Here is an 11,012-nt window from a genome sequence, read left to right on the forward strand (position 1 = left end):
GACGCCACCGGCTCCTGGCCGGTTCCATGCCCCGAGGGCCCGCATCGGGCCTCTTCAGCCGCCTCCGGAGCGGGTCTTTTGTCCGGTTAAAGACCGTCATGAACCCCGGAATTTCGCGCACTGCGTCGATCCGAACCATCGCGAACGTGGCACCGGCGAGAGGCGGGAGGCAGAGTCGGGACTGTCATCGGGGCGCCAGCGGAGGCTTTTCCGGCGCTTTCGAGAAGAGGTGCCTGACAAAGGGGGAGAACCGTGCTGGATAGTCCGTCCGATGACGGGCTCGAAATTCTTCGGGCGAAGCTCGACGGCATCGACAAGCGTTTCCTCGAGGAACTCCGCGCCCGCATCGAGACCTGTGTGGAAATCGCGCACTACAAGCGCGAGAACGACGTCCGCATGATGCAGCCGCACCGGATCAGGATCGTCCAGGAGCGCGCCGCCCGGTTCGGCGACGAGCACGGGATCAGCCAGGACTTCCTGCGCCGGCTCTACGACCTGATCATCGAGGAGACCTGCCGGGTCGAGGACGTGGTCATAGGGGCCGCGCCATGAGAACCCTGCTGATCGACAACTACGACTCCTTCACCTACAACCTGTACCAGCTCCTCGGCGAGACCAACGGCCGCCCGCCGGTGGTCGTGAAGAACGGCACGGACTTCGCCGACCTGCGCTTCGACGACTTCGACGCGATCGTGATCTCCCCCGGGCCGGGCCGCCCCGACCGCGAGCGGGACTTCGGCATCAGCCGGCGCGCGATCCTGGAGAGCGGCCTGCCGGTGCTCGGCGTCTGCCTCGGCCACCAGGGCATCTGCCACCTCTTCGGCGGCGAGGTCGTCCACGCGCCGGAGCCGATGCACGGCCGTGTGTGCCCGGTGCGTCACAGCGGCACCGACATCTTCGCCGGCCTGCCCAGCCCGTACGACGTGGTCCGCTACCACTCGCTCGCGGCCGGCCGGCTCCCCGACGAACTGGAAGCCGTCGCCTGGACCGAGGACGGCGTGGTGATGGGAGTGCGTCACCGCACCCGGCCCATCTGGGGCGTCCAGTTCCACCCGGAATCCATCAGCAGCCAGTACGGCCGCGAACTGCTCGCCAACTTCCGCGACCTGGCGCTGGCCCACCACGCCGCGAAGCGGCGCGAGCCGCGCTACACGGTGCATGTGCGCCGGGTGGACGCCGAGCCGCAGGCCGAGGCCGCGTACCGGGAGCTGTTCGCCGACCACGACACCGCGTTCTGGCTGGACAGCAGCAGTGTCATCGACGGGCTGTCCCGGTTCAGCTTCCTCGGCGACGGCTCCGGCCCGCTGGCCGAGTACGTGACCTACCGGGTCGAGGACGGCGTCGTCCGGATCACCCGGCCCGGCGGCTCCGACGACGGTGACGAACTCGTCCAGCAGGGCTTCTTCGACTATCTGGACGAGCAGATGCGCGTCCGCGCCGTCCCCCGGCCGGAGGGGCTGCCGTTCGACTTCAACCTCGGCTACGTCGGCTATCTCGGCTACGAGCTGAAGGCCGAGGCGGGCGCCCGCGCGGCGCACAAGGCGGAGACCCCGGACGCCGCCGTGCTGTTCGCCGACCGGATGCTCGCGCTCGACCACGCCGAGGGCGCCGCCTATCTGCTGGCCCTGTCCGAGGGCGGGGACCACACCGCGGCCGTCGCCTGGCTCGACCGCGCCGAGGCCGCCGTACGGGCCCTGCCCCGGGCCGGCGGCGAACCGCGCGGCGAGGCGGCCGGCTTCCGCGGCGTCGGCATGACCGACCCGGAGGCCGCGCCGATCGTCGCACCGCGCCACGACAAGCGGGCCTACCTGGACCGGATCGCCGAGAGCCTGGAGGAGATCCGCGACGGCGAGACCTACGAGGTGTGTCTGACCAACGCGGTCGAACTCAAGGCCAGGATCGACCCGTTGCGCACCTACTCCCACCTGCGGAAGATCTCGCCCGTGCCGTACGGCGCGCTGCTCGACTTCCCCGGGGTGGCGGTGCTCAGCGCCTCGCCGGAACGGTTCCTCACCATCGGCGCCGACCGGGTCGCCGAGTCCAAGCCGATCAAGGGCACCCGGCCCCGCGGGGCCACCCCGGCCGAGGACGCGGCGCTGCGCGAGGACCTGCTCTCCCAGGAGAAGGACCGCGCCGAGAACCTGATGATCGTCGATCTGATCCGCAACGACCTGAACGTGGTCTGCGAGGTCGGCTCGGTGCACGTGCCCTCCCTGTTCCACGTCGAGACGTACGCACCGGTGCACCAGTTGGTCTCCACCATCCGCGGCACCCTGCGGCCCGGGGAGTCGGCGGTGTCCTGTGTGCGGGCGGCCTTCCCGGGCGGATCGATGACGGGTGCCCCCAAGCTGCGCACGATGGAGATCATCGACCGGCTGGAGGACGGCGCCCGCGGCGTCTACTCCGGCTCGATCGGCTGGTTCTCGCTCAGCGGCGCGGCCGACCTGAACATCGTCATCCGCACCCTGGTGGCGACCGAGGACCGGCTCGGCTTCGGCGTCGGCGGGGCGATCATCGCCCTGTCGGACCCGGAGGAGGAGTACACGGAGACGGCCGTGAAGTCGCGTGCCGTGGTCTCCGCCGTCCTCGCCACCGCGCTGGAACCCGCGGCCCTCGCCACGGCGCCGGAACCCGCGGCCCTCGCCACGGCTCCGGAACCCGCCGGGAGCCGGCCGTGATCCGGCGCTGTGTCGTGGTCGGCGGCGCCGGCGCGGTCGGCCGGCTGTTCGCCGAACGGCTGCTGGCCGGCGGTGCCCGGGTGGCGGTGGCCGACACCGTCGAGCCGGGCGCCGAGCCCGCGGGCACCCACTACGTGCGCGGAGACATCACCTCCCTCGGCGCGCGGCTGGAGGCCGACCTCGGCCACGCCGACCTGGTGGTGCTCGCGGTGCCGGACGCCGTCGCGCTGGCGGCCGTCCCCGGCCTGGCCGCCGTGCTGCGGCCGGACGCGCTGCTGGTGGACACCCTGTCCGTCAAACAGCCGGTCACCGCGGCCGTCCGGGCCCACGCCCCGGACGTGCAGGCGGTCGGCCTGAACCCGATGTTCGCCCCGGACCTCGGCTTCGAGGGCCGGCCGGTGGCCGCCGTCGTCGTCAACGACGGGCCCCAGGTCGGCGGCCTGCTGGACCTGGTCGGAAGCTGGGGCGCCCGGGTGGTGCCGATGGACGCGGCCGAGCACGACCGGCTGGCCGGCGTCTCCCAGGCGCTCACCCACGCGGCCGTCCTCGGCTTCGGTCTCGCCCTGACCCGGCTCGGCCCCGACCTGGCGAGGATTCGCGAGATCGCCCCGCCTCCGCACCAGGCGCTGCTCGCCCTGCTGGCCCGGATCAGCTCCGGGGCGCCCGCCGTGTACCGGGACGTCCAGGCCGCCAACCCGGAGGCGGCGGCGGTGCGCAAGGAACTCGCCGAGGGCGTGCGCCTCCTCACCGACCTGGTGGAGCACGGCTCCGAGGCGGAGTTCGCCACCGTCCTCGGACAGCTCCGGGACCAACTGGGCGAGCACGCCCCGCACTACCGCGACCTGTGCGCGCGGATGTTCACCTCACTCTGACAAGGAAGATGCATCCCATGGCAACGTTCGCCGCGACCGTCCTGACCCCGACGCAGCGTGAGCAGCTCGCCGCCGACACCACGGTGGGCGGCGGCAACCTCCTGCGGTCGGCCATCGCCGCCAACCCGCACCCCGAGCTGCCGTTCGTCCACTCCTACCGGGCGATCACCACCACCTCGGGCGAGGAGACCCACGACCTCAGCCTGAACGACATCGACGCGCTGGCGCAGAGCTGGTCGGCGTACTACCTGGCCCAGGGCGTGTCCCGGGGCGACCGGGTCGCCGTCTGGTTCGAGGACTCGTTCGCGTACTCGGTGCACTACTACGCGATCGCGCAGATCGGCGCGGTCGCCGTGCTGATCAACAGCAACGCCACCGGTCCGATCGCCCAGTCGCTGCTGGAGCAGACCGCTCCCGTCGGCCTGTACGCGGACCGGGAGCGGCTCGCGCTGCTCGACACCTCCCGGCTGCCGGGCATCGCCTGGACCCGCACGGCCGAGGAGCTGCCCGCGCCGCCGGCCGCGCGGCTCGCCGACGGCGACTACTGGAACCACCACGCGGACGACCCGGTCGTCATCCTGCACTCCTCCGGGACCACCGGCCGCCCCAAGCCGACCATCCACACCCACAGCACCATCGTGGCCGGCCCCAAGTTCCGTCTGGTGGACCACACCGAGACGCCCGGCGCGCTGATGATGACCGCGCTGCCCCAGTCCCACCTGGGATGCGTCGCCTACACCACGTACGCGGTGCTCGGCGGTACCCCGATCGTGGCGCTCAGCGACCGCAAGGGCGACGAACTGGCCGCCGCCGTGGAGAAGTACCGGCCGACCTCCGTGATGTCCTTCGCGCACGGCTACGCCGAGCTGGCCTCCGCCGACCTGAAGCCGGGTCAGCTCGACTCCGTGCAGGTGTGGGTGTCGATCGGCGACGCGGTCCACCGCGCGCACATCGACAAGGTGCTGTCGAACCGCAGCGCCGACCTGCCCCCGTCGGCGTTCTTCGACCGCCTGGGCACCACCGAGCTGGGCTGGGGCTGCCTGCTCCAGGTCCACACCGTGGACAACAAGCCGAAGGACCGGTGCGCCGGCAAGCCGGTCGGCGTCGCCGAGGTGGCGATCCTGCGCCCCGACGGCTCGATCGCCGACACCGGCGAGGTCGGCTACCTCGCGGCCCGCGGCCCGGCGGTGACGCCCGGCTACTGGGGCGACTCGGCCACCACGTACTCCTTCAAGCTGTCCGGCTACTGGATGCCCGGCGACATGGCGTACCGGGACGAGAACGGCGACTTCTACCTGGTGGACCGGGCGGCCGACGCCATCCACACCGCCGGCGGGACCGGTTACTCGGTCTTCATGGAGGAGGTCGTGCTGCTCCAGGTGCCCGACGTCGAGGACGTCGCGGTGGTGGCCGGCCGGGACGGCGACACCGTCGTGCCGGTCGCGGTGGTCACCTCCGCGTCCGCGGACCCGGAGAAGCTGCTGCTCCTCGCCAACGAGGCGCTGCGTGCCGCCGGTCACCCGGAGCTGGGTTTCCTGGAGATCGCCGCCTCGGAGGAGGACTTCCCGGTGGGGGTCACCGGAAAGGTGCTGAAGCGTCAACTCCGGGAGAAGTACGCTGCATTGTCCGAGTACCGTCAGTCGGCGGAGGGCAAGTCCTTCGCCGCCGTCACCACCGGAGACGCCGCGTGAGCGACAGCACCACCCAGACCGCGAAGGTCGACTTCTACTTCGACCCCGCGTGCCCCTTCGCGTGGATCACCTCCCGCTGGATGCTGGAGGTGGAGGCGCTGCGCGAGATCGAGCTGCGCTTCCACGTGATGAGCCTGTACTTCCACAACGAGGGCAACGAGCTCCCGGACTGGTACCGCACGCTGGTCGACAAGTCGATCGGCCCGGTCCGGGTGGCCGCGGCGGCGGCCGCCGCGCACGGCCCCGAGGTGCTGCGGGACCTGTACACCGCGTACGGGATCCGCATCCACGAGAAGAAGATGACGGACTTCGACGAAGTCGTCGTCGAATCCCTCGCCGAGCTGGGTCTGCCCGCGGAGCTGGCCGCCGCGGCCCACGACCCCGCGTACGACGAGGCCGTGCGGGTCAGCCACGACGCCGGCCAGGACCCCGAGGCCGGCGGGTACGTCGGCACGCCGACGATCCACGTGGACGGCACCGCCTGGTTCGGTCCGGTGCTCCGCGCCATCCCGCGTGGCGAGAAGGCCGCCGAACTCTTCGACAGCTTCCGGGTGCTCGCCAACCACCCCGACCTGTTCGAGCTGAAGCGCACCCGCACCGGCGGCCTCGACTACAGCTAGCCCGGCCCGCGGAACCCCTGTGCGAACCGCTCCCGTCCGGGGGCGGTTCGCACCCATGCGAACGGACGGACACACAGTGCGAACGGACGGACACACAGACTGATGGACACACAGACGGCACCCGGGCCGCGGCCGGACGCCTTCATACTCACCGGGTCGTTCCTGGTGGTCTGCCGGGCGCCGCTCTATCTGGCGGAACTGGCCCGCCGCGGCCTGAAGATCCTGCTGATCACCCCCTCCTACTGGCGCGAGGACGCGCTCGCCGCCGCCAAGGACCCCGACCATCCCGCGTACGTGATCGACGAGGTCGCCTTCGTCGACGGCGACGTCAGCCGCGACAACTCCTACCTGCCCGGCGTCCTCTCGGCCGCCCGGCGGTGGCGCGACGCGTACCGCGTCGTCGGCGCCTACGCGGTCGGCGAGACCCAGGTCGAGCCGACCGGTCTGCTCGCCGACGCGCTCGGGCTGCGCACCCCGGGCCTGCGGGCCACCCGGGCGTGCCGCAGCAAGTACCTCCAGCGCTGGTACCTCCCGGAGTTCAGCCCGGTGTCGCTGACCGTGCCGCCCGAGAGCCGCGCGTCCTTCGACCCGGCCGCCGTCCGCTACCCGGCGGTGGTCAAGCCCACCGGCCGGCACTCCAGCTCCGGCGTCGAGACGGTGACGGGACCGGACGCCCTGCCGGCGCTGCTGGGCTCCTACCCCGACCACGAGACCGTCCTCGTCGAGGAGAAGGTCGAGGGCCAGGAGTACTCCGTGGAGAGCCTGGTGCAGGACGGCCGGATCGTCTTCGGCTCGGCCACCCGCAAGGCCACGACCGACTCCCACGCCCATACCTTCGTGGAGCTGTCGCACACCGTGCCCAGCGACCGGCCGCAGGCCGACCCGGTGCTGCTGGACGCCAACCGGCGCATGCTGGAGGCGCTCGGCTTCCAGGACGGCGTCGCCCACGCCGAGTGGCGCATCGGCGCCGACGGCCGCGCCTACCTGATGGAGGTCGCCGCCCGCACCCCAGGCGACGGGCTGTGCATCCTCTACGAACTCGCCACCGGCGCGCCGCTGGAGCCGGAGATCGTACGGATCGCGCTCGGCGAACCGGCCTCCTACCCCAAGCCGTCCCGGGTCGCCCGCCAGGTCTACCTGGAGCATGTGCCCGGCGTGCTGACCGACGTCCGGGTGAGCGGCTTCGACGTGGAGCCGGTGTGGGTCGGCGAGGGCGGCCTGTGGCCCACGGTCGGGCCGTCCGCGCCCGACGACCCGCCGACCCTGCGCACGGTCCTGGTGCACCACGACCGCGGCACCGAACTGGGGCCGCTGCGCAGCTCCGAGGACCGGGCCGTCTCCTTCTTCATCGACGCCCCCACGGTCGCCGAACTGGACGAGCTGGAGAGCAGGGTGCGGCGCGCCGTCACCGTCCACACCGTGCCGGCGGTCCCGGACACCGTGACGCACGTCCTGGTCGGCTACAGCCCCGTCATGCTCGCCAAGCTGGACGAGCAGCTCCCGGCCGGCTCGGTGCTGGTCCTGGAGGAGCCGGCCGTCATCGAGGCCCGCGGCATCACCGCGCTCGCCGACCGGCACCCCTGCGTGGCCGCCCTGTTCCCGGCGCCCAGCCAGAACGAGGCCGACCCGCGGCGCGTGGTCGAGACCGTGCCCCGCCCGGCGGGCGTGCGCGCCGTGGTCCCCGTTGTCGAGTACGGCGTCGTGGTCGCCGCCGCGCTCGCCGACGCCTGGGGCCTGCCCGGCGCGGGCCCCGAGGCGGCCCGTGTCCTGCGCGACAAGGGGCTGCTGCGCGCCGCCCTGGCCGGCAGCGGCATCGCCCAGCCCGACTGGGCCGTGGCCGAACACGCCGAGCACGTCGCCGGCTTCCGCGCCGCGCACGGCGGACGGTGCGTGCTCAAGCCGGCCAACCGCCAGGCCAGCCTGGGCGTACGGCTGCTCGGCCCCGAGGACGACGTCACCGAGGCGTGGGCCCGCACCACCGCCGCCGACGAGCCGACACTGCGCGCCCCGTACGAGGACACCGCCCGCTATCTGGTGGAGCAGCGGCTGTCCGGTCCCGAGGTGAGCGTCGAGGCCGTCGTCCACGAGGGCGAGGTCGGCTTCACCAACATCACCGCCAAGCTGGTCCAGGACAACGGCCACCCCGTCGAGACCGGCCACACCGTGCCCGCCGGCCTGCCGCAGTCCCTCGCGGACGCGCTGCGCGAGGCCGTGGCCCGGCTGGTGGACACGGTCGGCTTCCGCTCCGGCGTGCTGCACTCCGAGTGGATCCTGGCCGACGGAACCCCGCACCTCGTCGAGTGCGCCGGCCGGCTGCCCGGCGGCGGCATCACCGTCCTGATCGACCTGGCCTACGACACCGACATCCTGCGCAACCTGCTGCACGTGCTCACCGGCACCGGTCCCGTCGGCCCCCTGACCGCCCGCCGCGCCGTCGCCGTACGGTTCCTGATCGCCCGCCCCGGCCTGGTGCGGTCCGTGACCGGCGCCGACGAGGCACGGGCCGCGCCCGGCGTCACCGAACTGCACCTCTCGGCCGCCCCCGGCACCACCGTCCGGTCCGTCACCAGCTCCTGGGAGCGGGCCGGACTCGTCATCACCACCGGCGCGGACGCCGTCGAGGCGGGCCGCCGGGCGGAACACGCCCTGTCCCTGATCGACGTGCGCACCGAGGGAGACGCGCGATGAAACTGCCCTCCCCGAGGGAATACATACCGGCCACGCCGGCCGGGCGCTCCTTCGCCGTCACCTCGCTGATCAACGCCATCGGCACCGGCCTGTACCTGGCAGGATCGGCGGTGTTCTTCGTCCGCAGCGTCGGCCTGACGGCCACTCAGGTCGGCCTGGGACTCGCGGTGTCCGGCGTCGTCGGCTTCCTCACCACCGTGCCCATCGGCGCGCTCGCCGACCGGTTCGGCGCCAAACCCACCCTGGTGGTGCTCCAGTTGTGGCGGGCCGGCGGGTTCGTCGCCCTGGCCTTCGCCGAGGGCATGGTCAGCTTCACCGTGGTCTCCTGCTGCCTGGCGGCCGCGGAGGCCGCCACCCAGCCGATGACCCAGGCGGTCGCCTCCGCCACCACCGAGGGCACCGACCGCACCCGCACCATGGCGATCATCCGCACGGTGCGCAACGTCGGCTTCTCGCTGGGCGCCCTGCTCGCCGCACCCCTGCTGGCCGCCGACCGGGTCTGGACGTACCGGGGCATCGTGCTCGGCACCGCCGCGGCCTTCGTGCTGTCCGCCGCGATGCTGTCCCGGGTGCGCACCGCCACCGCGGCCACCGTCCAGAAGAAGGTCAACCCGCTCGCCGCGCTGCGCGACTTCCGCGACTGGCGGTACCTGCTGCTGACCGCCCTCAACGGCGTGCTCAACCTGCACACCACCATCCTGTCCGTCGGCCTGTCGCTGTGGGCGCTCCAGGCCACCGAGGTGTCGGCCGGGTTCCTGCCGGTGCTGATCCTGATCAACACCCTGATGTCGATCGTGCTCCAGGTGCCGATCTCCCGGCTGGTGGACCGCGAGGGCGGCGCCGAACGTGCCCTGCGACTCGGCGCGTTGGCGCTGACCGTCTGCTGCCTGGCGCTCGCCGCGGCCGGCGCCCCGTCCTCGGCGGCGGTCGCCGGGGCGGTCCTGCTCGCGGCCTGTGTGCTGCTCACCTTCGGCGAGATGTGGCAGGCCGTCGGCGGCTGGGAGCTGAGCTACGACTTCGCCCCCGAGGACCGCAAGGGCGTCTACCTGTCGGTGTTCAGCCTCGGCAACACCGGCCAGCGGATCGTCGGCCCGGCCCTGATCACCGGCGGGGTCCTCGCGGCCGGCCCGGCCGGCTGGATCGCCCTGGGGGCGGTCTTCGGCCTCGCCGGGCTGCTGGTCACGCCCGTCACCCGCATGCTGCGCGGCGTCGCGCCGGCTCCCGTGGAGAAGGAGGTGGCGTCGTGAGCGCCCCCAAGGATCTGTTGGTCGTCGGCGTCGGCACGATGGGCCGCCCCTACCTGGAGGCCGCGGCCCGGCTCGGCCTGCGGGTACGCGCCGTGGAGGCCGCGGCCGGCTGGGAGAGCCGGCCGGTCCATCTCGCCGAGCGCTTCTACCGGGTCGACGGCCATGAGGAGGAGGACTGGACGGCGGCCGTCGCCCGCGCCGTCGCCGACCGCGTACCGGACGGCGTGGTCTCCTTCGCCGAACCGCACGTCCTGGCCGGCGCGCTCGCACAGGAGCGGCTGGGCCTGCCCGGACCGTCGCTGCACGCCGCGGTGATCTCCCGCAACAAGGCGTTGCAGCGCGCCGTCTTCGCCGCCCACGGCGTCCCGCAGCCCGAGCACCTGCTCGTGCCGGACGTGGCCGAGGCCCGCACCTGGATGCTGGAACGGCTCCCCGTGGTGGTCAAGCCGCTCACCCGGGCCGGCAGCGAGGGCGTCGAACTGGTCCGCACCGCCGAGGAGGCCGCCGAGATCGTCGCCCGCCGCACGGGCGAGGGCAAGGTCCTGGTCGAAGAGGCCGTCCAGGGACCGGAGTTCAGCGTGGAGGCGCTGGTCCGCGACGGTGAGGTGCTCTTCGAGAACGTCACCGCCAAGGAGACCACCCCGCCGCCGTACTTCGTCGAACTCACCCACCGCTGCGCCCACCGCTTCGAGGACGACGAACTGGCCGCCCGGGTCGACGCGTTGACCCAGGGCGTACTGAACGCCATCGGCATGCGGACCGGCCTGGTCCACCTGGAGTTCAAGGTCGGCCGGAACGGACCGGCGCTCATGGAGATCGCCGTGCGCACCCCGGGCGACTACCTCCCCGACGCGGTCGGCCTCGCCTACGGCTTCGACCTGTACGAGGCCGTGATCAGGCTGGCGCTCGAACTGCCCGTGGACGAGCTGATCCGCACCGATCCGGTCTCCTGGCCCGCCACCCACTTCCCGACCGCGGCCCCCGGCACGATCACCGCGATCTCGGGGGCCGAGGAGATCCTCGCCCACCCGTCGGTCGTCCGGGTCCGGCTGCGCAAGAAGCCCGGCGACACCGTCCTGCCGCTGACGTCCTCCTCCCGGCGGATGGGCCATGTGCTCGTCGAGGCGCCCTCCCCGACCGAGCGCGAGGACGCGCTGAAGCACGTACGGGAAACCCTGAACATCACCACCGAGCAGCACTGAGCCCCGAGGTATCC

At 72.7% G+C, this 11,012-nt stretch carries 8 protein-coding genes; all 8 read left to right on the forward strand.

The features are described 5' to 3' along the window. Window positions 1-252: 252 nt before the first annotated feature. The 8 genes from AFM16_RS26305 (at window position 253) to AFM16_RS26340 (ending at window position 10,998) form a co-directional block, all read left to right on the forward strand. Complete coding sequence (locus tag AFM16_RS26305) at window positions 253-552, forward strand: chorismate mutase family protein (RefSeq protein ID WP_037874949.1); 300 nt, start codon at window positions 253-255, stop codon at window positions 550-552. Then, window positions 549-2,678 carry an aminodeoxychorismate synthase component I gene (gene pabB, locus AFM16_RS26310; protein ID WP_078634804.1) on the forward strand — a complete coding sequence of 710 codons (2,130 nt, stop codon included), beginning with the start codon at window positions 549-551 and terminating at the stop codon, window positions 2,676-2,678. The genes AFM16_RS26305 and pabB overlap by 4 nt, the downstream gene beginning before the upstream one ends. After that, window positions 2,675-3,550 (forward strand): prephenate dehydrogenase/arogenate dehydrogenase family protein, encoded by an 876-nt coding sequence (locus AFM16_RS26315; protein WP_078634805.1) that lies wholly within the window; start codon window positions 2,675-2,677, stop codon window positions 3,548-3,550. Before pabB ends, AFM16_RS26315 begins: the two co-directional genes overlap by 4 nt. Window positions 3,551-3,567: 17 nt before the next feature. Next, window positions 3,568-5,241: a class I adenylate-forming enzyme family protein gene (locus AFM16_RS26320; RefSeq protein ID WP_030784413.1), complete on the forward strand. Its 1,674-nt coding sequence runs from the start codon at window positions 3,568-3,570 to the stop codon at window positions 5,239-5,241. Beyond that, window positions 5,238-5,861, forward strand: a complete 624-nt coding sequence (locus AFM16_RS26325; protein ID WP_030784415.1) for a mycothiol-dependent nitroreductase Rv2466c family protein — start codon at window positions 5,238-5,240, stop codon at window positions 5,859-5,861. The genes AFM16_RS26320 and AFM16_RS26325 overlap by 4 nt, the downstream gene beginning before the upstream one ends. Before the next feature lie 102 nt (window positions 5,862-5,963). After that, on the forward strand, window positions 5,964-8,549 hold the full coding sequence (locus AFM16_RS40190; RefSeq protein WP_078634806.1) for an ATP-grasp domain-containing protein: 2,586 nt from the start codon (window positions 5,964-5,966) through the stop codon (window positions 8,547-8,549). Next, on the forward strand, window positions 8,546-9,796 hold the full coding sequence (locus AFM16_RS26335) for an MFS transporter (protein ID WP_078634807.1): 1,251 nt from the start codon (window positions 8,546-8,548) through the stop codon (window positions 9,794-9,796). Before AFM16_RS40190 ends, AFM16_RS26335 begins: the two co-directional genes overlap by 4 nt. Continuing rightward, complete coding sequence (locus tag AFM16_RS26340; protein ID WP_078634808.1) at window positions 9,793-10,998, forward strand: ATP-grasp domain-containing protein; 1,206 nt, start codon at window positions 9,793-9,795, stop codon at window positions 10,996-10,998. Before AFM16_RS26335 ends, AFM16_RS26340 begins: the two co-directional genes overlap by 4 nt. Window positions 10,999-11,012 lie beyond the last annotated feature (14 nt).

Origin of the sequence: Streptomyces antibioticus (assembly GCF_002019855.1) — a bacterium.
Taxonomy (GTDB): Bacteria; Actinomycetota; Actinomycetes; order Streptomycetales; family Streptomycetaceae; genus Streptomyces; species Streptomyces antibioticus_B.

What these genes read in the sequence shown, in the direction of transcription:
- pabB (WP_078634804.1), top strand. Translation starts at nt 549, where the DNA reads ATGAGAACCCTGCTGATCGACAACTACGACTCCTTCACCTACAACCTG.
- AFM16_RS40190 (WP_078634806.1), top strand. Translation starts at nt 5,964, where the DNA reads ATGGACACACAGACGGCACCCGGGCCGCGGCCGGACGCCTTCATACTC.
- AFM16_RS26335 (WP_078634807.1), top strand. Translation starts at nt 8,546, where the DNA reads ATGAAACTGCCCTCCCCGAGGGAATACATACCGGCCACGCCGGCCGGG.
- AFM16_RS26320 (WP_030784413.1), top strand. Translation starts at nt 3,568, where the DNA reads ATGGCAACGTTCGCCGCGACCGTCCTGACCCCGACGCAGCGTGAGCAG.